Genomic DNA, 24,719 nt, shown 5'->3' on the forward strand with positions numbered 1-24,719 from the left:
GGCTGCCCCCTCGTACGAAGTGCGAGGGGGACACGGGCAGCGGGGCCGCCTTCTCTTTGGTGACTTTCTCTTGGCGGACCAAGAGAAAGTTACTGCGCCGCCGGGCGCACATCCCGGCTCCCGCCCTCGGCAGAGGCATGCGGCATGCGGCATGCGGCATGCCTCCCCAGCAAACATCAGATATCGTCCAGCAAGGCATAGGGAAGAGGCTGCAGCGCAAGCGGCACGCCCTCAGCCGCACCCACCTGGAGAGACCCTTCAGCCGCCGAAATCTGCATCGAAAGAATCAGATCAAAACCCCCACCCGGTGCAGCAGCCACCTGCACCACCATCCCGCAAGGCTGCTCCAGATCCCCCGCCGCAAACACCTCCGCCCCGACAGCCACCTCGCGCTCGGCATGTGCGATGTAGGCCCGGCGCTTCAGGGTGCCGCGGAACTGGCTGCGTGCCACCACCTCCTGACCGGGGTAGCAGCCCTTCTTGAAGTTCACCCCGCCGACCGACTCGTAGTTGAGCATCTGCGGCACGAATTCTTCGAACAGGGGCTGGGTCAGCGTGGGCACGCCGCTCTGCACCTCGCTCCACAGCCACAGGGCGGGGTCGAGCGCAGGGCCTGCCGGAGCGGGGTCGGAGGAGGGGGCCGCCCACAACGCACGCGGCTGGCCGGCAGCAGGGTAGAGGTGGATCACGCTGGCAGCTCCGACCTCGGCCCGGGTCCATGCGGGTGCTGCGCTGCCAGCGACAGATGCAACACTGTCACCCGCCAGACCATACAGGGCAAAGTCGGCGGATGCATCGGTCAATTTCGCCTTGGCGCGCAGCACGAACATCGACAGGCGCTTGAGCGTGGTGGCCAGCAGGTCCTGGCTGGTCACGAGCAGCACCTCGGTGGCACTGCGCTTGAAACCGACCATGCTGGCCTGCATGCGGCCCTTGGCCGAGAGGAAAGCCGACAGGCGGGCCTCGCCCAGGCCCAGCAGGGCGTAGTCCTGCGTGAGCTGGCCATGGAGGAATTTGGCGGCGTCTTCGCCTTCCACGCGGATCACGCCAAGGTGGGACAGGGGGGCAATGCCATTCAGGGGAAGCTGGGTCATGGCTGAATTATGATCCCCGCTCCCTTTATCTACAGGCAGCAGGGTTGTGCGACGCTTACTGGTTTTTGTCATGGTGCTGCTGATCGCCGCAGGCGGTGTTGCCTTCTGGTGGCTGCACCAGCCCCTGCCCATGGCGGGCAGTGAGCCGCTGGAGCTGGCCATCGAGCCCGGCACCACGCCGCGCGGCGTGGCGCGCGACGTGGTGGCGGCCGGCGTGCGCACCGACCCGCAGTTCCTGTATGCCTGGTTCCGCCTGTCGGGGCAGGACCGGCTGATCAAGGCCGGCAACTACGAGATCCCGCCCGGCACCACGCCGCGCGGCCTCTTGGCCAAGCTGGTGCGCGGCGAAGAGGCGCTGCGCGCGCTGACCCTGGTGGAGGGATGGAACTTCCGCCAGGTGCGCCAGGCCCTGGCCGGTGACGACCAGCTCAAGCCCGATTCCAAGGGCCTGACGGACGAGGCGTTGATGGCGCAGCTTGGCCGGCCGGGCGTGGCGCCCGAGGGCCGTTTCTTCCCGGATACGTACACCTACGCCAAGGGCTCGAGCGATCTGGCCGTGCTGCGCCGCGCCCTGCACGCCATGGACCGCAAGCTCGAAGCGGCGTGGAGCCAGCGTTCGGCCGATACCCCGCTCAAGTCGGCCGACGAGGCGCTGGTGCTGGCCAGCATCGTCGAGAAGGAAACCGGCCGCGCCAGCGACCGCGCCCAGATCGCCGGGGTGTTCGTGAACCGGCTGCGCATCGGCATGCTGCTGCAGACCGATCCCACGGTGATCTACGGCCTGGGCGAGAAATTCGACGGCAACCTGCGCCGGCGCGACCTGCTGGCCGACACGCCCTGGAACACCTACACCCGCGCCGGCCTGCCACCCACGCCGATCGCCATGCCCGGCAAGGCCTCGCTGCTGGCCGCCGTGCAGCCCGAGCGCACCAAGGCCCTGTACTTCGTGGCCAAGGGCGATGGCACCAGCCACTTCAGTGCCTCGCTGGACGAGCACAACCGCGCCGTCAACCGCTACCAGCGCGGGCAGCAGCAATAATAGGAGCCGGCAGGGCCCGCTCGGGGCCTGCCTGCTGGATCTCTTTCCCAACCCAAGGTTTTCATGTCACGACCCGGCCTCTTCATCACCTTTGAAGGCATCGACGGTGCCGGCAAGTCCTCGCACATCGAGGGGCTGGCCGCGGCCTTCCGCGCGCAAGGCCGCACGGTGACGGTGAGCCGCGAGCCCGGTGGCACGCCACTGGCCGAGAAGCTGCGCCAGATGGTGCTCAACGACGCCATGGACCCGCTCACCGAGTCGCTGCTCATCTTCGCGGCCCGCCGCGACCACCTGTGCAATGTGATCGAGCCGGCGCTGGCCCGCGGCGATGTGGTGCTGTGCGACCGCTTCACCGATGCCACCTTTGCCTACCAGGGGGCAGGGCGGGGCTTCGATCTGATGACCCTGTCCACCCTGGAGCGCATGGCCCAGGGGGGGCTGGTGCCGGGTGCCGGTGCTGGCACGCTGCGCAATCCGGACCTCACGGTCTGGTTCGACCTGGAGCCCGAGGTGGCGGCCCAGCGCCTGGCGGGTGCGCGCGTGCCCGACCGCTTCGAGGCCCAGCCCGTGGAGTTCTTCCGCCGTGTGGCCCAGGGCTATGCCGACCGCGCGGCGGTGGAGCCCGCGCGCTTTGCCCGGCTCGATGCCGCGCAGGACCGGCACCGCGTGTGGCAGCAGCTGACCAGTGTGTTCGTGCGCAAGGGCTGGCTGTCCATCATGGTGCCTACGCCCAAGGACCTGGCATGAGCGGCGCGGAGACGGCAGCGTCCCTGGCGCCCTGGATCGCCGCGCAGCGCAGCACCCTGCTGGCCCAGCGCGGCCATGCCTGGCTGCTGCAGGGCCCGTCCGGCCTGGGCCAGTACGCACTGGGCCTGGCCATGGTGCGTGCCTGGCTGTGCGACCGGCCCACGGCCGAGGGCGCCTGCGGCCAGTGCGGCAGCTGCCATGCCATCGAGGTGCGCACCCATGCTGACCTGTGCGTGCTGATGCCCGAGGTGCAGATGATCGAACTGGGCTGGCCGCTGTCGGAGAAGGCACAGGCCGACATCGACGACAAGAAGCGCAAGGCCAGCAAGGAAATCCGCGTGGAGGCCATGCGCGACGCGGTGGAGTTCTCGCAGCGCACCTCGGCGCGCGGGCGCGGCAAGGCCGTGCTGGTGTACCCGGCCGAGCAGATGAACCACGTGACCGCCAACGCCTTGCTCAAGACGCTGGAGGAGCCACCGGGCGACGTGCGCTTTGTGCTCGCGAGCGAGGCGGCGCACCAGCTCTTGCCCACCATCCGCAGCCGCTGCCTGGGCCACACCATGGCCTGGCCGGCCGAGGCCGACATGCTGGCCTGGCTCAAGGGCCAGGGCATTGCCGCCGATGCGGCGCCGGCTTTTCTGCGTGCTGCGGGGGGGCGGCCCGACGACGCGCTGGCCCTGGCCCGCTCGGGCCGCAGCCCGCAGGCCTGGGCCCTGCTGCCCCAGGCCATGGCGCGCGGCGATGCCACGGCGCTGGGCGATTGGTCGCCCGCGCAGGTGATCGACGCGCTGCAAAAGCTCTGCCATGACCTGCTGGCTGCCAGCGTGGGCGCGGCACCCCGGTATTTCGCGCCGGCCGACCTGCCCAAGCCCCCGCCGCTGGCGCCGCTCACGCGCTGGTCCAAGGCCCTGGCCAAGGCGGCGCGCACGGCCGACCATCCTTTCAATGCCGGCCTCATGCTGGAGGCGCTTGTCGCCCAGGCGCGAAACACCCTACACTCAAGGCACTGAAGCCGTCCCATCCACCATGAGCAGTCCCTCCACCGCACCCCGCCCCAGCGTCATGCAGCTGGCCATCAAGGAAAAGGCGGCCTTGTATGCGGCCTATATCCCCTTTTTCGTCGAAGGGGGCATTTTTGTGCCCACCCAGCGCGACTACAAGCTCGGCGACGATGTGTATGTGCTGCTGACCCTGCCCGACGATACCCAGCGCTACCCCGTGGCCGGCCGCGTGGCCTGGGTCACCCCGGCGCGTGCCGCCGGCAACCGCACCCAGGGCGTGGGCATCCAGTTCCCCAAGGACGAGAAGTCGCGCCAGCTCAAGCTCAAGATCGAGGAACTGCTGGGAACTTCGCTGGGTTCGGACCGTCCGACACAGACCATTTGAGACCTTGTTTGCGCCAAACGCCGACCCGCGCAGGCTGGTCGGCTTTTTCCATTTTGAAACCACATGTTCGTTGATTCGCATTGCCACCTCACCTACCCCGGCCTGGCCGAGCAGCTGCCTGCCGTGCGCCAGGCCATGGCCGAGGCCTCGGTGGACCGGGCCCTGTGCATCTGCACCACCATGGAGGAGTTCGCTGACGTGCATGCGCTGGCACTCGCGCACGGCAACTTCTGGAGCACCGTGGGTGTGCACCCCGACAACGAGGGCGTGACCGAGCCTTCGGTGCAGGACCTGCTGGACCGGGCGGCCCTGCCGCGCGTGGTGGCCATCGGCGAGACCGGCCTCGACTACTACGGCATGGAAGACCGCAAGGGCGGGCGCAGCATTGCCGACCTGGAGTGGCAACGCGAGCGTTTTCGCACCCATATCCGCGCCGCGCGCGCCTGCGCCAAGCCGCTGGTGATCCACACCCGCAGCGCCTCGGACGATACGCTGGCCATCCTCAAGGAAGAGGGCGAAGACGGTGCGGGCAACCGGGCCGGCGGCGTATTCCATTGCTTCACCGAGTCCATGCAGGTGGCGCGCGCTGCGCTGGACCTGGGCTACTACATCTCGTTCTCGGGCATCATCACCTTCAAGACCGCGCAGGACCTGCGCGAGGTGGTGGCCTTTGTGCCGCTGGACCGCATGCTCATCGAGACCGACAGCCCCTACCTGGCGCCCGTGCCCTACCGCGGCAAGACCAACAGCCCGGCCTACGTGCCCCATGTGGCCAAGCAGGTGGCGCAGACCCGCGGCATGCCCGTGGAAGAAGTGGCCGAGGCCACCAGCCGCAATTTCGAAACCTTGTTCAAGGGAGTGACCGCATGACCACCACACACAGCACGCTGCGCCGCCGCACGGCGCTGTTGGGCGCACTGGCCCTGGCGGCCGGTGCCACGGGGGGCGCATGGGCGGGGTCCTACGAGGACTTTTTCTCGGCCGTGCAACGTGACGATGCCGACGAGGTCAACGGCCTGCTGCGCCGCGGCTTCGACCCCAATATCCGCGACCCCAAGGGGCAGGTGGCCCTGACGATTGCCCTCCAGGTCGAATCGCTCAAGGTGTTTGCCGCCCTCATGGCCAACCGGCGCCTGAAGGTGGAGCTGCGCAACCGCGATGACGAGAGTGCGCTGATGATGGCCGCCCTCAAGGGCAATGTCGATGCGGTCAAGGCGCTCATGGCCCGCGATGCCGACGTGAACAAGGAAGGCTGGGCACCGCTGCACTACGCGGCCTCGGGAGTGAAGGCCGAGCATGTGCGCATCATCGCCCTGCTGCTGGAGAACCACGCCTACATCGACGCGACCTCGCCCAATGGCACCACGCCGCTCATGATGGCCGCACAGTACGGCTCCAACGATGCCGTGCAATTGCTGCTCAATGAGGGCGCAGACCCCACGATCAAGAACCAGCTGGGCCTGACCGCCGTGGACTTCGCCATGCGCGTGAGCCGCACCGAGGCAGCAGAGAAGATCGCCACGGCCATCCGCCGTCGCCAGCCCAACGCGGGCAAGTGGTGATCGCCGCCTAGGCGCTTGCGGTTTCGTCCGTCGCCGGGGGCCTTGCCGCCGTGGCCGGGCGGCTTTGCAGCCGCGCATACAGGCCGCCGCTGGCCATCAGCTGGGCATGCGTGCCCTGCTCGACGATGCGCCCCTGCTCCATGACGACCACGCGGTCGGCATGTTCGATGGTGGACAGGCGGTGGGCGATCACCAGCGTGGTGCGGCCCTGCATCAGCCGGTTCAGTGCGTCCTGCACCAGGCGCTCCGATTCCGTGTCCAGCGCCGAGGTGGCTTCGTCCAGGATGAGGATGGGCGCGTCCTTGTAGAGCGCGCGGGCGATGGCCAGGCGCTGGCGCTGGCCGCCTGACAGCTGCGTGGCGTTGTGCCCCACCACCGTGTGCATGCCCTGGGCCAGCGAGGCCACATGGTCCGCCAGGTTGGCTGCAGCCAGGCAGGCCAGCACCTTGCCTTCGTCCACTGCATGGCCCAGCGCCACGTTGGCGGCAATGGTGTCGTTGAACATCACCACGTCCTGGCTGACCATGGCGATCTGGCTGCGCAGGGCGCCAAGGTCCCAGTCCTGCAGCGCATGGCCATCGAGCAGCACGCTGCCCGACGACATGGGAATGAAGCGTGGCAGCAGGTTCACCAGCGTGGTCTTGCCGGCGCCCGAGGGGCCGACCAGGGCGACGATCTCGCCGGGCGCCACGGCCAGGCTCACATCGTCCAGCGCCGGGGCATTGTCCTTGCCGAAAGAGACGGACACCCCGCGCAGTTCCAGCGCACCCTGGGCGCGCTCCGTGCGGTAGCTGCCACCCTGCTCGGCACCTGTATCGCCCAGCAGCGCCAGGCCGCGCTCCAGCGCGGCCACGCCGCGCGTGATGGGGTTGGCCACGTCTGCCAGGCGGCGGATGGGGGCGATCAGCATCAGCATGGCGGTGATGAAGGAGACGAAGCCGCCCACGGTCACGTCCTTGGCATCCAGCGTGCCGCGGCTTTGCCACAGCGCGATGCAGATGACCACCGACAGCGCGGCGGCGGCCAGCAACTGGGTGAGCGGCGTCATGGCGGCCGAGGCGATGGTGGACTTGATCGCCAGGCCGCGCAGGCTCTGGCTCAGGCGCACAAAGCGCGAGGCCTGGCCGTCCTGCGCGCCATGCAGGCGCACCATGCGGTGGGCCAGCACGTTCTCCTCGACCACATAGGCCAGTTCGTCCGTGGCCTGCTGGCTGCTCTTGGTCAGGGTGTACAGGCGCTTGGACAGGGTCTTCATGATCCAGGCCACGCCCGGCACCACCACGGCCACGATCAGCGTGAGCTGCCAGTTCAGATACAGTAGGTAGCCCAGCAGGGCCAACAGGGTGAAACCGTCGCGCGACAGGCCCATCAGCGCCTGCACCAGCAGCGTGGCCCCGGTCTGCACCTCGTAGACCACGGTGTTCGACAAGGCACTGGCCGACTGGCGCGAGAACAGGCCCATCTCGGCCGCCAGCACGCGGTCGAACAGCGCACGGCGCAGCAGCAGCATGCCCTCGTTGGCAATGCGTGCCAGCGCATACTGGCCCACGAACTGTGCGAGGCCGCGCACCAGGAACACCCCCATGATGGCCAGGGGCACGGCCCACAGCGGCAGGGTGCCCTGGGTGAAGCCGCGGTCCAGCAGGGGTTGGAGCAGGGCGGGGATCAGGGGCTCGGTGGCCGCCCCCACCAGCGTGGCCGCGATGGCCAGGCCCCAGGCCAGGCGCTGGTTGCCGAAGTAGACGGAAAGCCGCGCCAGGCGGGCGGTGAGGCTCAGGGCCGCGGGAGCGGGGGGCGCGGCGGCGCTCTGGGCGCCCTGGTCGGTGGCTTGCATGTGCAGCGGATTCTAAGGCGACACTGAATAAGTCTTCGCGATGGCGCGTGCCCTGGTTTGGGATGGGCTGCTAGGCGCAAAGCGCAGCCATAGCCTGTGCTATGGCGAGCATTTGCTTGCGCTGCAGACCGCCCAAAGCGGGGCGCGCGGCGCGCGAGGGACTTGTTCAGTGTTGCCTTAGGGGCCTGCGGCAGCGCCCTGGCGCGGCCATTGACCACAAGCCCTTGCACAGTTTGTCACAGCGGGTCTTCCCCAGTGTGTAACATTGGCGCTGCCAACCGGCATTTGTTCGGCTACTGCGGCTGCTAATGACCACAGATCACAATACCAACACATCCCTCCCTGCGGCCTTGCCGCATCCCATGCGCCGCCAGGTCCTGGCCGCATTAGCCACCACCGCCTCCTTGCCCGCCCTCGCGCAGTTCCGCGTGGAGGTCACTGGCGTGGGCCTGACCCAGCTGCCGATTGCCATCGCCCCCTTCCGTGGCGAGGCGCAGGCGCCGCAGAAGATCGGTGCCATCGTGCAGGCCGATCTGGAGCGCAGCGGCCAGTTCCGCGCGGTGGATACTGCAGGGGCGGTGCTGGACGAAAACTCGCGCCCCGACCTGGCACTCTGGCGCCAGAAGACGGCCGATTCGCTGTTGACCGGCAGCGTGACGCGCACCCCCGACGGCCGCTACGACGTGCGCTTTCGCCTGTGGGACGTGGTCAAGGGCCAGGATATTGGCGCACAGAGTTTCGTGCAGTCACAGGCCGACCTGCGCCTGGTGGCCCACCGCATTGCCGACTTCGTCTACGAAAAGCTCACCGGCGAGCGCGGCATCTTCTCCACCCGCATCGTCTACGTCACCAAGACGGGCGGCCGCTACAGCCTGTGGGTGGCCGATGCCGATGGCGAGAATGCGCAATCGGCGCTGACCAGCCCCGAGCCCATCATTTCGCCCGCCTGGTCGCCCAATGGCGGGCAGATCGCCTACGTGTCGTTCGAGTCGCGCAAGCCCGTGGTCTACGTGCACGAGGTCGCTTCGGGCAGGCGCCGGCTGGTGGCCAATTTCCGCGGCTCCAACAGTGCGCCGGCCTGGTCGCCGGATGGCCGCAACCTGGCCGTGACGCTGAGCCGCGACGGCGGCTCGCAGCTGTACCTGATTGACGCCAATGGCGGCGAACCCCGGCGCCTGATGCAAAGCACGGGCATCGACACCGAGCCCATGTTCTCGGCCGATGGCCGCAGCATCTACTTCGTGAGCGACCGGGGCGGTGCCCCGCAGGTCTACCGCGTGCCCGCCAGCGGCGGCAACGCCGAGCGCGTGACCTTCACGGGCTCCTACAACATTTCTCCCAATATCAGCCCCGATGGCAAGTGGTTGGCCTACATTTCCCGCGTGGGCGGGGCCTTCAAACTGCACGTGATGGACCTCGCGACGAGCACCGTCACCGCGGTCACCGACACCTCGGCCGACGAGAACCCCAGCTTTGCACCCAATAGCCGCCTCATCGTGTACGCCACGCAGCAGCAGGGCCGCGAGGCACTCATGACCACCACGTTGGACGGAAAAATCAAGGCGCGCCTGGCCGGCCAGCCTGGAGACATCCGCGAGCCCGATTGGGGCCCGTTCCAGAAGCAATGAACTTTTCAACACTTTTCGCAATCTAGTTTCCAGGAGAATTTTGGATGAACATCAAACTCAAGCGCCTTACCCTTGCCCTCGCCGTCACCGCCCTCGTTGCAGGTTGCAGCTCCGGTGTCAAGCTCGACGATGTGCCAGTGGAAGACAAGGGCGCGAGCTCGACCATGGGCACCAACCCTGGTGGTGCCAATACCGGTGGTGCTGGTACCACGTCCGTGGCACCCGTGGACCTGACTGGCAGCGCCGGCAATGCCCAGGGCCCTGTGGGCGTGGCACGCATCGTCTACTTCGACTACGACAGCTACGTCATCAAGCCCGAGTTCCAGTCGCTGCTGGACGCCCATTCGCGCTTCATCAAGCAGAACAGCGGCCGCAAGGTCATGATCGAAGGCCACACCGATGACCGCGGTGGCCGCGAGTACAACCTGGCCCTGGGCCAGAAGCGCGCCGAAGCCGTGCGCCGTTCGCTGGCCCTGTTGGGCGTGCCGGATTCCCAGGTCGAGGCCGTGAGCTTTGGCAAGGAAAAGCCTGCCGCTCCTGGTAACACCGAAGACGCGCACGCGCAGAACCGCCGCGCCGAGCTGTCGTACCGTTGATGCCCGCATTCAGCCTTTCTCAACCCCTGCGGTCCGTCGCCGCGGGCCTGGCTTTGGCGTGCGTCGCCCTGCCCGGGGCGCATGCGGCCCTGTTCGAGGACGGCGAGGCGCGCCGCGCCATCCTCGAAGTGCGCCAGCGCGTCGATGCGCTGCAGCAGTCGCAGCAGCGCACGGCCGATGAACTGCGCCGCGCCAACGAGGACAGCGCCCAGTTGCGGCGCGCTCTGCTGGAACTGCAGACCCAGATCGAGACCCTGCGCAGCGAGAACGCCCGCCTGCAGGGCCAGAACGAGCAGCTGACGCGCGAGGTGGGTGAGCTGCAGCGCCGCCAGAAGGACATCGCCCAGGGTGTGGACGAGCGCCTGCGGCAGTTCGAGCCGGTCAAGGTCACGGTGGATGGGCTGGAATTCCAGGCCGATGCCGCCGAGAAGAAGGACTTTGAAGCAGCGCTCGCCATCTTCCGTGCCGGCAAGTTCCCTGAGGCCAACCAGGCCTTCGGCAACCTGATCCGCCAGTACCCGCGCAGCGGCTACGTGCCTTCGGCCCGCTTCTGGCTGGGCAATGGCCAGTATGCGGCACGCGATTACAAGGAAGCGATCAACAACTTCAAGGCCCTGCTGGCCGAGGCGCCCACGCATGCGCGTGCGCCCGAGGCGGCCCTGTCGATCGCCAACTGCCAGGTGGAGCTCAAGGACGCCCGCGCCGCGCGCAAGACGCTGGAAGACCTGGTCAAGGCCTATCCCCAGTCCGAAGCCGCGATGGCCGCGAAAGAGCGCCTTGCCCGGATGAAGTGACGTGAGCCAGGAGAACCACGCACCTGCAGCCCCGAAGGCCCTGGTCGAGAGCGAAACCCTCGCTCCCGTACCCATGGTCCCGTTTGCCGATGATGCGACCGACGAGGTCACGCAGCGGCGCTTCGGCGGCCTCGAGCGCCTGTATGGCGTGGAAGGTGCCAAGCGCATCCGTGCCTCGCATGTGGTGGTGGTCGGCATCGGCGGTGTGGGCTCCTGGTCCGCCGAGGCGCTGGCGCGCAGCGGCGTGTCGCGGCTCACGCTGGTGGACCTGGACCATGTGTCCGAGTCCAACATCAACCGCCAGATCCATGCCCTGTCCACCACCGTGGGGCAGGCCAAGATCGAGGCCATGCGCGACCGCATCGCGCTCATCAACCCCGAATGCGAGGTGCGCTGCATCGACGAGTTCGTTGAACCCGGCAACTGGCCCCAGCTGCTGGGCAGCGATCCGGTGGATGCGGTGATCGACGCCTGCGACCAGATCAAGGCCAAGACCGCCATGGCGGTATGGGCCCGCGCCACCGGGGGCCATGCCTTCATCAGCGTGGGGGCGGCCGGCGGCAAGCGCCAGGCGCACAAGGTGGATATCGAAGACCTCGCTGCCACCACGCACGACCCCTTGCTCGCACAGATGCGCTACCAGCTGCGCAAGCACCACGGCGCGCCGCGCGAGGGCCGCAAGATCGGCATCACCTGCGTGTTCAGCCGCGAGGCCGTGGCCCAGCCCGATGCCTCGTGCGCGATCGAGGCCGGCGGCGATGGCTCGCTCAACTGCCATGGCTACGGCTCGGTCGTGGCCGTCACGGCCACCTTCGGCCAGTGTGCTGCCGGCTGGGTGATCGACCGTCTGGCAGCCGGTCCGCAAAAAGTGCCAAAAACCAGGCTATAATCTGAGGCTTTGCAGCATCTGCAGTTCGGTAGCTGACTGGCAGGCATTGCAATGTTGGGACGTTAGCTCAGCTGGTAGAGCAGCGGACTTTTAATCCGTTTGTCGTGGGTTCGACCCCCGCACGTCCCACCAAGATACGCAAGGCGCTACAGCTCTCCAGGCTGTAGCGCTTTTTGCTTTATGCGACCGGGCAGGGGGTTCAAGCGCTTTCGCGTGCCGACAGCCAGGCCATGAGTTCTGCGCGGTCCTGCACGCCCAGGCGGTTGTAGAGCTGGCGGCGGTGGTAGACCACGGTGTTGGCGCTGATGTCCATGCGCGCCGCGATCTGGGACTCCGGCAGACCGAGTGCCAGCCAGTACGCCAGCTCCTGCTGGCGCTGCGACAGCCCTTGGGTCTGCAGCACGGCCTGCAGGCGTGCCTCCCGCGGCACGCTCCGCGTGATGTGGATACCCACCGCCTGGCCCATGCCCGTGGCGGCCTTCATGGGTGTCGCGCGCACCGAAAAATGGCCGTGTACGGTGCGCAGCTCCCGGGTAGGCAGTCCGGGGAGGTGTTGCGCTTGCATGCGCTGCAGCAGTTCGTGCAGTTCCTGTGGCAGCCCTGCGCCGCGCCGCCAGCGCCAGCCGAAGGCCAGCGGCAGCAGGGCCTCGGCCTCGGGCGACAGCCACAGCAGCCGCCCCTGGGGGGTGGTGATGAGCATGCCCTGGCTGTGCGCCTCGCCGGCTTCGGCACCCCTCCCGCCGGTTCGCAGGATGTGCGCCAGATAGGGCTCCAGCCGCGCCAGCACCGCAGCGTCGCCGGGCCCGAAGGCCGGCGATGCCGCTTCTCGGTAGAACTTGAGCGTGCCTATCCCTTCACCGTCGGGCGTGCGCAGTACCAGGCTCATGCAGTCCACGGTCCGCATGGGCCGCATCACCACGTTGTAGAAGTCGCTGCGTTCCAGCTCCGGTATCGGCACGCGCACCAGTTGTCCCAGCATCTGGGGTCCCTGCTCATACCGCACCGCGGCGTCGAAGTCGCGCGAGCTGCGCACCAGGACCTGGCGCTCGCTGCGCAGGATGCGCGGGTCGAAGTAGTCGGCCACGACCGACTGGGCGGCCGGGACCTCCATGTGCACCGCCAGTTCGCCGCCATCCGCAGGGTACACGTACGCACTGGAGTCGAAGCCGAGAACACCGTGCAGCGTCTCCAGCAGGGGGACGACCATGGGCGGCCCGCCCGCTTCCATGCGGGTCATGTGCTGCAAGCGCGCAATGGCTTGCTGGGTGGAACTGGGCGAGGGCATGTCGGCTGCGGTCCGGTCGTGAAGCGGTGATGGGAACAAGACCCCGAATCTAGGGGCCGTGCCGCGCAGGGTCAACACATCGGCGCAACACCCTATCCGCCGGGGGTGGTGTGCGCGCCGCCGCGGGCTTGTAGCCTGCGCCGTCTCTGATCCACCAAGGAGTTTTTCCATGCCCACCCCTGATGCGGCGACCCCTGGCCGCGCCCTGAGAACCTGCTTGCGGCGCTGGCTGGCCGCTTCGCTCTTGCTGTTTGGCGGCAGCCAGGCCATGGCGCAGCCGCAGTGCGCGCCTGGCCAGTGGCTGGCCGAGTATTTTCCCAACATCCATCTGTCCGGAGCACCCGCGCTGCAGCGCTGTGAAAGCGGTCCCATCGACCACTACTGGACGGGCCCGGGCGGCAGCCCCGACCCGGCACGCCTGCCGGTGGACGGGTTCTCTGCGCGCTGGACCGCGACGCTGTCGTTCCCCGCGGGCGCGACCCGCTTCATCACCTTCACCGACGACGGCGTGCGCGTGCTGGTCGATGGCCAGCGCGTGATCGACAACTGGACCCGGCACGGCATCACCATGGACAGTGCCACGGTGCCCCTGGCGGCGGGCCCGCACACGGTGCGCATGGAGTATTTCGAGGCAGGCGGCGAGGGCCTGGCGCAACTGGTCATTGAGAACACCACCCCGGCGCCGCCGGTGCCGCCCAACATCCTGTCCTTCGTGGCGCAGCCGGGCACCATCGACCTGGGCGGCAGCAGCACCCTGGGCTGGAACGTGGACAATGCCACGGCCTGCACGGCCTCGGGCGGGTGGAGCGGAGAGCGGCCGACCAGCGGCAGCACCACTGTGAGCCCCCGCACGGCCACCACCTACAGCCTGAGCTGCCGCAATGCAGCAGGCGCCACTGCGAGCGCCTCGGCCACGGTGACCGTGCGCAATGCCCCGCCGCAGCAACTGCCCACCATCGACAGCTTCGCTGCCACGCCCGCGCGCATTGCCGTGGGCGACAGCGCCCGCCTGGCATGGCGGGCCAGCAACGCTGTCAGTTGCTCCGTATCGGGTGGATGGAGTGGCACGCGCGCCACCGAGGGCAGCGAGCTGGTGCGGCCCCAGGCCAGCACCTCCTACATCCTCACCTGCGCCAACAGCGCCGGGCAAAGCGTCTCGGCCACGGCCCAGGTCGCGGTGGACGCCACCAACCCCCGCCCGCAGGTGAGTGGCCTCACCGCCCGCGCCACACCGCAGGGCGTGCGGCTGGACTGGAATCCCGTGACCAAGAGCGGCAAGTGGGTCAATGGCTACTACACCGGCTGGTTCTGGGAGACCTTCCCGCCCGAGGCCGTGGACATGGGCACCATGACGCACTTCATCTTCGGCCGCTACGCGCCGGGCCTGGGCTCCTTGCCTGGCGGCCGCGCGGGTGAGCTGATGGAAGGCGCAGGCACCGCGCACACGCAGGCGGAGGATGCCTTGATCGCCAAGGCCCACGCCGCAGGCACCAAGGCCATCATGATGATCGGCGGTGAGTTCGACGGCCCCGGCTTCATGGCCGCCACGGCCAACCCGCAGATCCGCGCCGTCTTCATCAAGAACATCCTCGACAAGGCCGAGCAAAAGGGCTACGACGGTGCCGACATCGACTGGGAGGAAAACCTGGACACCGAGCAAGGCCGCGCCCAGGCGCTGGCATTGCTGCGCGAACTGCGCACCGCTGCCCAGCAGCGCCCGCGCTACCAGGCCAGCCCGTTCGAGATCAGCTGGCCCGGCTTCTGGGTCAACACCAACTTCCAGGAGATCCTGCCCTGGCATGTGGAGGTGGCCCATGCGGTGGACCGCTTCAACCTCATGACCTACAGCATGGCCGGTGACTGGGGCGGCGGCTGGCTGTCCTGGCACCACTCGCCGCTGTTCGGCGAGGCCCCCAGCCACCCCACCTCCATCGCCTCCACTGTGCAGGCCTACCTGAACGCGGGCGTGCCGCGCTCCAAACTGGGCATTGGCGTGGGCCTGTACGGCCTGTTCTACAACAACCGCGTCACCGGCCCGCGCCAGGCCGCGACCAGCGGTTCCAATGGCGGGGACGGCGTGAACAACTACCGGCGCCTGCTGGAGGACAACGCCTTCGGCCAGCCGGGCGCCGTCTACCACTGGGACGACCTGGCCAAGCAAAGCTACATCAGCTACAGCCAGCCCTGGTGGCGCGCCAGCGATGCGCCGGTCACCTACCTGAGCTACGAGGACGAGCGTTCCATCGCCGAAAAGGGCAAATGGGTGCACGAGCAGGGCCTGGGCGGCACGCTGGTGTGGACCATCAACTACGGTTACCTGCCCCAGCAGGGGGGCACCAACCCGCCCATGCAGGCGGTGAAGCAGGCTTTCATCGCAGCCAGCGCCTCGGGCTACCGGGTGTACCGCAATGGCACGGCGATTGCCACCGTGGCCAGCGGCGCGACCTGCACCGATGCGTCGGCGCCCAGCGGCAGCCACAGCTACCAGGTGGCCATGCTGGATGCGGCAGGCAATGAAGGGCCGCGCTCCGCGGGGGTCACTGTGCTGGTGCCCTGACACCATCTCCCCCAGATCAGCCCCCGGTGCCTCTCGGCGCCGGGGGCTTTTTTGTGGGCCAGGCCATTTACCGGGCATCCGTGAACTATTTCACGGTTTCCCGCCAATCTGCGCCAGCAGCTCATCGCGCCCCATCACGCCCAGCCGGTTGTAGAGCTGGCGGCGGTGGTACACGGCGGTGTTGAGGCTGATGCCCATGCGCTGGGCGATCTGCGATTCGGGCAGCCCCCGTGCCAGCCACCAGGCCAGCTCGTGCTGGCGCTGCGGCAGGCCCAGTGTCTGCAGGGCCGACAGCAGCCGCACGCCGCGCGCCACGCGGCGCGTGATGTGCAGGGCCACGGCCTGGCGGTCCTGCCGCTCCTGCGGTGCGGGGGTCAGGTGGGTGGCGCGCAGCGAGAACCAGCCCTGCGCCGTGAAGAGCTCCATCGTGGGCAGGGCCATCTCGCAGGGCCGCTGCGCGTTCAACCGGCGCAGCAGTTCCTGCAGCGCGGGAGGCAACTCGCCGGCGCGGCGCCAGCGCCAGCCGAAGGCCAGCGGCATCAGCGCCTCGGCCTCGGCCGACAGCCACATCAGCCGCCCCTGGGGGGTGGCCACCAGGACCCCCTGGCTATGCACCTCGCTGCCCTGGGCATCTCGCTCACCCTCTTGCAGCGCGCGTGCCAGATGGGCCTCCAGCCGGCCCAGCAGGGCCGCGTCCTGGGGCGTGAAGCCTGCTGCCGCGGCATCGCGGAACAGGTGGATGACGCCCAGCCCTACGCCTTGCGGGGTGCGCAGGGCCAGGCTCATGTAGTCCTTGGCACCCGTGGCCCGCATCACCGCGTCGTAGTAGTCGCTGCGCTGCATTTCCGCCATGGACACCACCATCTGCTCGCGCATCAACCGGGGGCCGTGCTCGTGGCGCACCGTCTCGCCGAAATCGCGCGGGCTGCGCACCAGCACCTGGCGCTCGCTGCGCAGAATGCGCGCGTCGAAGTAGGCCTGCGCCACCGACTGCATGGGCTCCTGTGCGTAGTTCATCAGCTCCCCGTCGCTGCCGGGGTACAGCATGCAGCCGAAGTCAAAGCCCACCACCCGGCGCAGTTCCTGCAGCAGGGGTTCGATGAGCTGCACGCCGCCCGCCTCCAGACTGGCCATGCGGTGCAGGCGCGCAAGGGCGTGGCGGTCGGGGCGGGACAGGGAGGGCATGGTGGGCGACAACAAGAGGATGGAAGGCCGCAAATCTAGAAGCCGCCTGCAACCCGGTCAACGCGGCTTGCGGGCTGCCTGCAACACCCCATCCCTTCTGGGTGGGGCGCGTCTTCGGTTTCGCAGCTAACTTGCGTTGCCGTGAATCTTGTCGCCCATTTTCGGGGCGAGCAATTCCATCGACGGCCATTGAAAAGGAACGGATGTGACATTCACCCTGTTTTCCCGCAAATCCCTGCTTGCCCTGGGCGTGCTCTCCCTGGTGTGCCTGCCATCCGCCCATGCCCAGGTGGAGATCATCGAGCCTGCAGGAGATTTCCAGTTCGGCAAGGTGGCGGTGCATGCTTCGGCAACGCAGACCCTGAAGGTGGTCAACCGCGGCCAGACTCCTGTGCAGTTGGGGTCGGTGATCTCCTCCATTGCCGCCATGTCACCCATCTGCACGGGGATTGGTTGCGGGGTGGTCATTGCCACCGACTTCACCATCCCTGTGGCATCGGATGGCTGCAGCAACACCTTGCTGCAGCCAGGGGCGGTGTGCTCGGCCTTGGTGCGCTTTACGCCGTCAGGTCCGGGCTCGCGCGGATCCCAGCTGAACGTCTTCAAGCCGAATGCGGCCTATGTTTCCCGGGGGTTGTTCGGCACAGGGGTCTCCGAACCGCTGGACTGCGTGCTCGACTGGGCAGAAAGGACGTTTCCCCAGTTGCTGACCAACCCGACCATGACGTCCGCCCTCGCGCCCTACCACCTGCGCTGCTATGCCAAGGGGGCCATCTGTGTCGGCGCTGACGTCGACAACCCGACCGATGCGCCACGGTTCGACCAGCCCAGCGCCTACCTCTACGATGCCCAGGCCCAGCCGCCACTGCGGCGCCTGGACTACCTGTCTTCGCTGTCGCGCCTGGCGCAGTGCCAGTGACGGGGTGGTTCGCCGGTCGCAGGCCACCCACTCGGCCCGGGGCGGGCCGGGTGCAGGGGCTTCAGAGGTATTCCAGGCCTTGGCTGCTCAGGCCGACCAGGTTGATGTGCGCGGCATTCAGGTCCAGGTTGGCCGCAGCCACCGCAAACGATGCATTGGTGTAGGCGCCCGACTTGATGACGGCCGCCAGCGACTGGACAGTGTTGGCGTCGGCTGCGACGCCGACCACGTTGGCGTAGACCATGCTCACCACCTGCTCTGGCGTGGCCGAGGCACCCAGCAAAGCATTGATGCCGAATTGCGCGACCTGCAAGGGGGTCGAGCCGGCGTCCACCGCCTTGAGCACGATGCCCACCACGCCACGGTTGTTCAGCCCGGCCGGGCCAACGAGCGCACCGACCAGGCGTGCGGCCGTGCCTGCGGCACCGTCCAGGTCAAGCGCCACGAAGCCATCCGTGAACTTGATGCGTTCGATCTGCAGCAAGGTGTCCACCCCATCGCGGCTGGGGACTCCATCGCCCAGCGTCCAGCCGCCACCGCTCTTGGGCTGCAGCGCATAGTCGCCGCGGTTGCCCCGCGCCACCACCGTGTCCAGGCCGCCCAGACCGTTGAAGGTCTCGTTGGCATTGGTGCTGGTGAAGGTGTCAGCGCCGGCCGTGCCGGTGGGCGTCGTCGGGGTGGTCGGTGTCGTCGGGGTGGTGGGCGTGGTCGGGGTGGTGGGGAAAGTCAGCGTCGGGCCATTGGTCGAGTTGAACCCATAGGTGCCGCCCAGGCCATCGCGGCCATAGATCCAGTCCAGCGCCAGCAGGTCATAGGCCTGGAACGTGGTCTTGAAAGGGCCCGCCTCGGTATAGGACATCACCGTGTTGTTGGTGTTGTCCTCGGCCGTGGGCAGGGGGCGTGGGGAATCGAAGGGGTGTGCCAGGCCCAGGGCGTGGCCCACCTCGTGCAGCAGCACCTCGTACCCCAGACCACCGGCCGTGGGGCTGTTATTGATGTTCGCGAACTCCACGTTGTCCAGATAGACCACCGATTCGGCGTTGAGCATCGTCAACGTCTGCGCGGCGCCCGTGTAGTTGTAGTTGTAGAACGAGGAGTTCAGCCCCGCCGTCGTGCGGCCCTGCAGGTTGGTGGCGGCGAAGTGGATGTCGGCCTGGGACGAGCTGCCGACCTCGGTGAAGGTGATGCCGGTGACCTGGCTGGCATAGGCCATGATCTGGCGCGCTGCCTGCATCTGCGAAGCGTTGAATGAGGTCAGGGCCGTGCTCGAGTCCTGGTCGGCCACGCTGCCCGTGCTCACGTCGAAGGTGTAGTACAGCACCTTGCGGCCATCGGGGAAGAAGTTCCACGGGGCCGGGTGTTCCAGCAGAGAGTCGGCCTTGTAGTTGCCCGAGAAGCGGATGTTTTGGAGATCGGAAACGGTGGCCATGGTGGTGTCGGATTTCTCGGCGGTTGGATGGTGGCTGCTGGCAGTTGGCAAGCCTGCTCGCTGGGTCATGCCACGCCAAAGTGGCGTTTGTGTCCGGCGGTGCTGGCCTCGGGCCGCAGTTGCAGGGCCCAGGAAACTCCCAGCATCTGCAATGCACGAAGCAGAATTTATCACCGGGGTGGCCGCCGCGCTGTGACGAAAAACACAATGTCACCATATCTGTGCGTTCCACTGCCATGGAAGCGGGCACCAGGTCTGCTGGCCCTGTCCCGGCAGGGTCACCTGCGCGACCCCGCCTAAGTGGCATCCCCAATGCCATGCGGCGGTGGCGCATCTAGGCTGCGGGGCTCAAGCATTCCTCCAGCCCCTGGCATCCCTCCATGTCCACACGCCCCCATTACGCTTTCTGGCCCCGCCGGCTGCCCCATTCGATCACCCTGCCCGTCACCTCACTGTGGGACAACGTGGCCATCAACGCGCGGCGCTACCCAGACAAAGCGGCGCTGGTGTTCTTTGGCCGTTCCGTGAGCTACCGGGACCTGGCGGAAGGCGCCGAGCGCCTGGCCGCACGGCTGGCGCAGCTGGGTGTGCAGCGTGGCGACCGCGTGGTGCTGTGCATGCAGAACTGCCCGCAACTGGTGATGGCGCACTTCGCCATCCTGCGCGCCAATGCCGTGGTAGTGCCGGTCAACCCCATGAACCGGGCCGAGGAACTCAAGCACTACATCACCGACCCCGATACGAAAGTGGCGTTCACCACGGCCGACCTGGCGCCCGAACTGGCCAAGGCGAGCAATGCGCTGGCCCCGGGCGAGCGCCTGGCGCACCTGGTGGTGACGCAGTTCACCGATGCCTTCGATGCCGGCGTGCAGGGCGCCGATGCCCCGCCCGAGGCCTGGCGCGAATGGCTGTGCACGCGGCACCCTCTGCCCGCCCTGGAGGGCGGTGCGGTGCACGCCTGGGACGACGCGCTAGACTGCAACGATGCGCCCCCCGCACTGGTGGTGGGGCCTACCGATCTGGCACTGCTGCCCTACACCAGCGGCACCACGGGCCTGCCCAAGGGGTGCATGCACCTGCACAGGAGCATCATGCACAACGCCGTGGCCAGCGCGCTGTGGGGCACGGGCTCTGTCGACAACGTCACCCTGGCCGTGGTGCCCATGTTCCACATCACGGGCATGGTCAGCGTGATGCATGCGGCCATTTACACCGGGGCCACGCTGGTGGTGATGCCGCGCTGGGACCGCGACCTGGCCGGGCGCCTGATCTCGCGCTACAAGGTGAGCAACTGGACCAATATCCCCACCATGGTCATCGACCTGCTGAACAGCCCGAACTTCGCCAGCTACGACCTGTCGAGCTTGGTCTACATCGGCGGTGGCGGGGCGGCCATGCCGCAGGCCGTGGCCCAGCGCCTGCTGGAGCAGTACGGGCTGCGCTACTCGGAGGGCTATGGCCTCACGGAGACGGCCGCGCCCTCGCACTCGAACCCGCCCGACCATCCCAAACAGCAGTGCCTGGGCATTCCCTTCGTGGGCACCGATGCGCGCGTGGTCGACCCCGACACGCTGCAGGAGGTTCCCGTGGGCGAGCAGGGCGAGATCATCATGCACGGCCCCGAGGTGTTCGAGGGCTATTGGAAGCGACCCGATGCCACGGCCAGCGCCTTCATCGAGTTCGAGGGCAAGCGCTTCTTCCGCTCGGGCGACCTGGGGCGCATGGATGAGGACGGCTACTTCTTCCTGACCGACCGCCTGAAGCGCATGATCAATGCCAGCGGCTTCAAGGTCTGGCCGGCCGAGGTGGAGGCACTGATGTTCCGCCACCCCGCCATCCAGGAAGCCTGCATCATCGCGGCGCGCGACAGCTACCGTGGCGAGACCGTCAAGGCCGTCGTGGTGCTGCGTCCCTCGCACCAGGACACGACCGAGCAGCAGGTCATCGACTGGTGCCGCGAGAACATGGCCGTCTACAAGGTGCCGCGCATCGTGCAGTTCGTGAATGCGCTGCCCAAGAGCGGCAGCGGCAAGGTCATGTGGCGCGCGCTGCAGGAGGCCGAGGCGGCCTGAGTCAGTTGTCCATTGCGCTGCGCGCCGCCCGCAACGCATGAAACTGGCGCGGCCAAGGCCAGTGCTCCCGTGCAAGGGCCGCCCCGCCGCACCGGGAGCGTCCCCCTCCCGACTCGCGCAGCGAGACGAGAGAGGGGTGAAGGCGCGAAGCGACTCAGGGGGTGTTTCGCTTCAGTGCGCTGTGTGGGTCAGCTCAGCCAGATCACGCTCCAGCAGTGCCGGATCGCCCAGCTGCAGCTCGATCAGGCGGCGCAGATGGGTCACGCTGTCCAGGTCGATGGACAGGCACAGCAGGCCGGTGTGCAGGCCCTCGACATGCGCCACCTCGCACGACATGCCGATGTGGTTGCCCGTGTCGTGCAGCGGAATGGTCAGCTGGCACAGCATGCCCGCCTGTACGTTGGCCTGGGCCGGCAGCGAGACCAGCGCCCCCTTGAGCGACAGATCCTGCACATGCACGCTGAAGGCGTTGCTCGCCAGGGTGAGCAGTGCCGGGGCATCGAAGTGGACACGGACGTAGTGGCGGCGTTCGTGGGGCATGGCTGTCTCCAGGGGTTTGGTGCATGCTAACCGAGTCCATCCCCACGGAGAACCCGGGCTTGCGCGCGGCCTGCGTTTTTCCACGGCGCCGAGCGGTCTGCTCGGGATTTTGTAACTTTTAGAAGTTTTCGCAACCTTTGGTTAACATGGTGCCTTAATCAGCCACTGTGGGGATTCCTGATCGTGAGTTCGCGCACCATGCGGTGGCTTCGCCGCTGGCCGGCCTGGCTGGCCGGCGCCCTGTGGGGCCTGCTGCCGCTGTACAGCGGTGCGGCAGCGTCCGTGCGCGAGGTTCGGGTGGGCGTGTATGCCAACGAGCCCACGGTGTTCATGAACCAGCACGGCCGGCCCGCGGGTATTTTCGTGGACCTGCTCAACCTGGTTGCCGAGCGTGAGCGCTGGTCCCTGCGCTATGTGCCATGCGATCTGCGGGCCTGCCTGGACGAATTGCGCGCCGGCCGCCTGGACCTGCTGCCCGATGCGCCGCGCGCCCAGGCCAGCGAGGCCCAGTTCGACTTCACCTCCGAATCCCTCGTGGACACCTGGTCACAGGTGTACCTGCGACCGTCCTCTCCGATCCGCTCGGTGCTGGACCTCGATGGCAAGCGCGTGGCGGTGCAGCGCGGCACGGAGCAAAGGGACCACTTCATTGCCCTGACGCGCCGCTATGGGCTGCAGGTCATGGTGGTGGAGGTGGACTCGCCCGGCCAGGCCTTCAGTGCCGTGGGCAGCAGCAATGCCGAGGCCGCCATTTCCAACCACCTGTTCGGGGGCTCGCACGCCAAAGGCCAGGGGCTGGTGGACTCGGGGGTCGTGCTCCAGCCCGGCGGGCTCTACGTCGCCACGGGCAAGGGCCGCAACGCGGAGCTGCTGGCCGCCATCGACAAGCGGGCCGCCCAGTGGCACGACGGTGCAGACACCTCCTACGCCCAGGTGATGCGCCGCTGGGTGGCCCGGCCGCCCGCAGGCGGTGTCTTCGGGCATCCCGCGGTATGGGCTGCGGGCGCCTTGCTGCTGGCTGGCGCGCTGGTGGCGCTCGCCGTCGTGGCGCTGCGCCACCACACCCGGCACCTGCGGGCCAGCGAGCACAAGTTCCGCACCATCCTCGACAGTGTGGGCGCCTTCATCTACATCAAGGACGCGGAGCACCGCTACCAGTATGTCAACCAGCACATGCTGTCGCTGCAGCCACATCCGGCGCGGGGCCTGGTCGGCGGCGATGACAGTGCGCTCTTCGACGCGGCGACGGTGCGCCAACTCGTTGCCAACGACCGGCTGGTGCTGGAGCAGGGCGAGCGCATCGAGGTGGAGGAGGTCAACACCCTGCACGATGGCTCGGTGCGCACCTACCTGTCGGTGAAGATGCCACTGCGCCGTGATGACGGCAGCATCTACGCCCTGTGCGGTATCTCCACCGACATCACGGAGCACCAGGGGGTGGAAGAGTCGCTGCAGATCGCGGCCATCGTGTTCGAGTCGTTCGAGGGCATGGTGGTCACCGGGCCCGACCAGCGCATCCTGCAGGCCAACACCTCCTATGCGCGGCTTTCCGGCTACACGGTTGAGGAACTGGTGGGCAAGACCCCGGCGCTGCTGCAGTCGGGCCGGCACGACCAGACCTTCTACCGCACCATGCACGAGACCCTGCTGGCGGTGGGCTCCTGGCAGGGCGAGGTCTGGAACCGGCGCAAGGATGGCGAGGTCTACCCGGCCTGGATCACCATCACCGCCGTGCGCTCGGCGCAGGGCGCCATCACGCACTATGTGGGCACACTGACCGACATCTCCAGCCGCAAGGCGGCCGAGGAGGAGATCCGCCTGCTGGCCTTCTACGATCCACTCACGGGCCTGCCCAACCGCCGCCTGATGGCCGACCGCCTGCAGCACAGCCTGGCCGCCAGCGCACGCACGGGCACCGGCGGTGCGCTGCTGTTCGTGGACATGGACAACTTCAAGGACCTCAACGACACCCAGGGCCATGAAATCGGCGACGAGCTGCTGCGCCAGGTGGCTGCGCGCCTGGGCGGTTGCGTGCGCAATGGCGATACGGTGGCGCGCCTGGGTGGCGATGAGTTCGTGCTGCTGCTCGAAGGCCTGAGCGCCTTGCCGCACGAGGCCGCCAACCAGGCCGAGATCGTGGGCCGCAAGGTGCTGCAGGCCCTGGCGCAGAGCTACCAGCTCGGCGGCCATGCCCACCACAGCTCCTGCAGCATCGGCGTCACCCTGTATGCCGATCCCCACACCACGGTGGACGAACTGCTCAAGCGCGGCGACATGGCCATGTACCAAGCCAAGGGAGCGGGGCGCAACACGCTGCGCTTCTTCGACCCGCGCACCCAGGCTGCCGTCACGGCGCGCACCGCGCTGGAGGCGGGTTTGCGCGAGGCGCTGCGCGAGGGCCAGTTCCTGCTGCACTACCAGCCCCAGATCAGCCAGGACCAGGGCATGGTGGGCGCCGAGGCGCTGCTGCGCTGGGAGCACCCCGAGCGCGGGCTGGTCTCGCCCGCCGAGTTCGTGCCCGTGGCCGAGGCCTGCGGCCTGATCGTGCCGCTGGGCGCGTGGATCCTGCGGGCTGCCTGCCTGCAGTTGGTGGAATGGGGGCGCGATGCGGCCACGGCGCATTGGACGGTGGCCGTGAACGTGAGCGCGCTGCAGTTCCGCCACCCGCACTTCGTGGAGGAGGTGGTGGAAGTCCTGCACAGCACGGGCGCCAATCCGCTGCGGTTGAAGCTGGAGCTCACGGAGTCGCTGCTGCTCGACGACGTGGAGGACATCATCCGCCGCATGGGCTCGTTGCGCGCCCTGGGGGTGCGCTTTTCGCTCGACGACTTCGGCACGGGCTACTCATCGCTCAGCTACCTCAAGCGGCTGCCCCTGGACCAGCTCAAGATCGACCAGAGCTTTGTGCGCGACCTGCTCACTGACCCCAACGATGCGGCGATCGCCCGCACCATCGTCAACCTGGCCCACAGCCTGGACCTGGGCGTCATCGCCGAAGGCGTGGAAACCCCTGAGCAGCGCGACATGCTGGCCAGTGTGGGCTGCCTGCATTACCAGGGCTACCTGTTCGGGCGCCCGGCACCAGCCAGTGCGCTGCCACGCATTGCGGCGCAGATGGCGCAGGCCGGCGCCTGAGCGGCTGCAGGCACATGGCCTGGCCTGT

Annotated in this window: 20 protein-coding genes and 1 tRNA gene; 15 read left to right on the top strand and 6 right to left on the bottom strand. The window is 68.0% G+C overall.

Annotated features, from left to right (window positions below):
• Positions 1-176: 176 nt before the first annotated feature.
• Positions 177-1,094: a CAF17-like 4Fe-4S cluster assembly/insertion protein YgfZ gene (gene ygfZ / locus AC3WOH_RS31505; RefSeq protein WP_492233263.1), complete on the bottom strand. Its 918-nt coding sequence runs from the start codon at positions 1,092-1,094 to the stop codon at positions 177-179.
• A gap of 70 nt (positions 1,095-1,164) precedes the next feature.
• Here ygfZ and mltG point away from each other — a divergent pair, with 70 nt between their 5' ends.
• The 6 genes from mltG to AC3WOH_RS31535 all read left to right on the top strand — a co-directional run bounded on the left by mltG (position 1,165) and on the right by AC3WOH_RS31535 (position 5,828).
• Positions 1,165-2,133, top strand: a complete 969-nt coding sequence (gene mltG, locus AC3WOH_RS31510; protein WP_492233265.1) for an endolytic transglycosylase MltG — start codon at positions 1,165-1,167, stop codon at positions 2,131-2,133.
• Between the two features lie 63 nt (positions 2,134-2,196).
• A complete protein-coding gene (gene tmk / locus AC3WOH_RS31515) occupies positions 2,197-2,880 on the top strand; it encodes a dTMP kinase (RefSeq protein WP_492233267.1) in 684 nt (227 codons plus the stop codon).
• Positions 2,877-3,890 carry a DNA polymerase III delta subunit-related protein gene (locus AC3WOH_RS31520; RefSeq protein ID WP_492233268.1) on the top strand — a complete coding sequence of 338 codons (1,014 nt, stop codon included), beginning with the start codon at positions 2,877-2,879 and terminating at the stop codon, positions 3,888-3,890. Before tmk ends, AC3WOH_RS31520 begins: the two co-directional genes overlap by 4 nt.
• Before the next feature lie 16 nt (positions 3,891-3,906).
• Positions 3,907-4,266 (top strand): PilZ domain-containing protein, encoded by a 360-nt coding sequence (locus AC3WOH_RS31525; RefSeq protein WP_057206042.1) that lies wholly within the window; start codon positions 3,907-3,909, stop codon positions 4,264-4,266.
• Between the two features lie 63 nt (positions 4,267-4,329).
• Entirely contained in the window at positions 4,330-5,136 is an 807-nt protein-coding gene (locus tag AC3WOH_RS31530) for a TatD family hydrolase (RefSeq protein WP_492233271.1), read from the top strand.
• Positions 5,133-5,828 carry an ankyrin repeat domain-containing protein gene (locus tag AC3WOH_RS31535; RefSeq protein ID WP_492233273.1) on the top strand — a complete coding sequence of 232 codons (696 nt, stop codon included), beginning with the start codon at positions 5,133-5,135 and terminating at the stop codon, positions 5,826-5,828. The genes AC3WOH_RS31530 and AC3WOH_RS31535 overlap by 4 nt, the downstream gene beginning before the upstream one ends.
• 7 nt (positions 5,829-5,835) lie before the next feature.
• On the opposite strand, the gene msbA is transcribed toward AC3WOH_RS31535, so the two are convergent.
• Positions 5,836-7,662: a lipid A export permease/ATP-binding protein MsbA gene (gene msbA, locus AC3WOH_RS31540; RefSeq protein WP_492233274.1), complete on the bottom strand. Its 1,827-nt coding sequence runs from the start codon at positions 7,660-7,662 to the stop codon at positions 5,836-5,838.
• A 362-nt stretch (positions 7,663-8,024) separates the two neighbouring features.
• Between msbA and tolB the strand changes: the two genes are divergently transcribed.
• The 5 genes from tolB (at position 8,025) to AC3WOH_RS31565 (ending at position 11,701) form a co-directional block, all read left to right on the top strand.
• A complete protein-coding gene (gene tolB / locus AC3WOH_RS31545) occupies positions 8,025-9,290 on the top strand; it encodes a Tol-Pal system beta propeller repeat protein TolB (protein ID WP_492233276.1) in 1,266 nt (421 codons plus the stop codon).
• 44 nt (positions 9,291-9,334) lie between these two features.
• The gene (pal, locus tag AC3WOH_RS31550) at positions 9,335-9,886 is read left to right on the top strand and encodes a peptidoglycan-associated lipoprotein Pal (RefSeq protein ID WP_492233277.1); all 552 of its coding nucleotides are present in this window, start codon (positions 9,335-9,337) and stop codon (positions 9,884-9,886) included.
• Complete coding sequence (gene ybgF / locus AC3WOH_RS31555) at positions 9,886-10,680, top strand: tol-pal system protein YbgF (RefSeq protein ID WP_492233279.1); 795 nt, start codon at positions 9,886-9,888, stop codon at positions 10,678-10,680. Before pal ends, ybgF begins: the two co-directional genes overlap by 1 nt.
• A 73-nt stretch (positions 10,681-10,753) precedes the next feature.
• Positions 10,754-11,569, top strand: a complete 816-nt coding sequence (locus AC3WOH_RS31560) for a tRNA threonylcarbamoyladenosine dehydratase (protein ID WP_492233309.1) — start codon at positions 10,754-10,756, stop codon at positions 11,567-11,569.
• Between the two features lie 56 nt (positions 11,570-11,625).
• Positions 11,626-11,701 (top strand) — tRNA-Lys (locus tag AC3WOH_RS31565).
• Positions 11,702-11,768: 67 nt separating this feature from the next.
• On the opposite strand, the gene AC3WOH_RS31570 is transcribed toward AC3WOH_RS31565, so the two are convergent.
• Complete coding sequence (locus tag AC3WOH_RS31570) at positions 11,769-12,854, bottom strand: helix-turn-helix transcriptional regulator (RefSeq protein ID WP_492233280.1); 1,086 nt, start codon at positions 12,852-12,854, stop codon at positions 11,769-11,771.
• 169 nt (positions 12,855-13,023) lie between these two features.
• On the opposite strand from AC3WOH_RS31570, the gene AC3WOH_RS31575 reads away from it, so the two are divergent.
• The gene (locus AC3WOH_RS31575) at positions 13,024-15,411 is read left to right on the top strand and encodes a glycosyl hydrolase family 18 protein (protein WP_492233283.1); all 2,388 of its coding nucleotides are present in this window, start codon (positions 13,024-13,026) and stop codon (positions 15,409-15,411) included.
• A 90-nt stretch (positions 15,412-15,501) separates the two neighbouring features.
• Here AC3WOH_RS31575 and AC3WOH_RS31580 read toward each other — a convergent pair whose 3' ends face one another.
• Entirely contained in the window at positions 15,502-16,596 is a 1,095-nt protein-coding gene (locus tag AC3WOH_RS31580; protein WP_492233284.1) for a helix-turn-helix transcriptional regulator, read from the bottom strand.
• A gap of 205 nt (positions 16,597-16,801) precedes the next feature.
• Here AC3WOH_RS31580 and AC3WOH_RS31585 point away from each other — a divergent pair, with 205 nt between their 5' ends.
• Positions 16,802-17,515 (top strand): hypothetical protein, encoded by a 714-nt coding sequence (locus tag AC3WOH_RS31585; RefSeq protein ID WP_492233286.1) that lies wholly within the window; start codon positions 16,802-16,804, stop codon positions 17,513-17,515.
• A 61-nt stretch (positions 17,516-17,576) separates the two neighbouring features.
• On the opposite strand, the gene AC3WOH_RS31590 is transcribed toward AC3WOH_RS31585, so the two are convergent.
• The gene (locus AC3WOH_RS31590) at positions 17,577-18,944 is read right to left on the bottom strand and encodes a matrixin family metalloprotease (RefSeq protein ID WP_492233287.1); all 1,368 of its coding nucleotides are present in this window, start codon (positions 18,942-18,944) and stop codon (positions 17,577-17,579) included.
• Between the two features lie 380 nt (positions 18,945-19,324).
• Here AC3WOH_RS31590 and AC3WOH_RS31595 point away from each other — a divergent pair, with 380 nt between their 5' ends.
• Positions 19,325-21,016: a long-chain fatty acid--CoA ligase gene (locus tag AC3WOH_RS31595; protein ID WP_492233289.1), complete on the top strand. Its 1,692-nt coding sequence runs from the start codon at positions 19,325-19,327 to the stop codon at positions 21,014-21,016.
• Positions 21,017-21,187: 171 nt separating this feature from the next.
• Here the strand turns inward: AC3WOH_RS31595 and AC3WOH_RS31600 are convergent, their stop codons facing one another.
• On the bottom strand, positions 21,188-21,556 hold the full coding sequence (locus tag AC3WOH_RS31600) for a PilZ domain-containing protein (RefSeq protein ID WP_492233291.1): 369 nt from the start codon (positions 21,554-21,556) through the stop codon (positions 21,188-21,190).
• 198 nt (positions 21,557-21,754) lie between these two features.
• Between AC3WOH_RS31600 and AC3WOH_RS31605 the strand changes: the two genes are divergently transcribed.
• Positions 21,755-24,691 carry an EAL domain-containing protein gene (locus tag AC3WOH_RS31605; RefSeq protein ID WP_492233293.1) on the top strand — a complete coding sequence of 979 codons (2,937 nt, stop codon included), beginning with the start codon at positions 21,755-21,757 and terminating at the stop codon, positions 24,689-24,691.
• Positions 24,692-24,719 lie beyond the last annotated feature (28 nt).

It is taken from the genome of Acidovorax sp. FW305-C-20-28 (assembly GCF_058783375.1).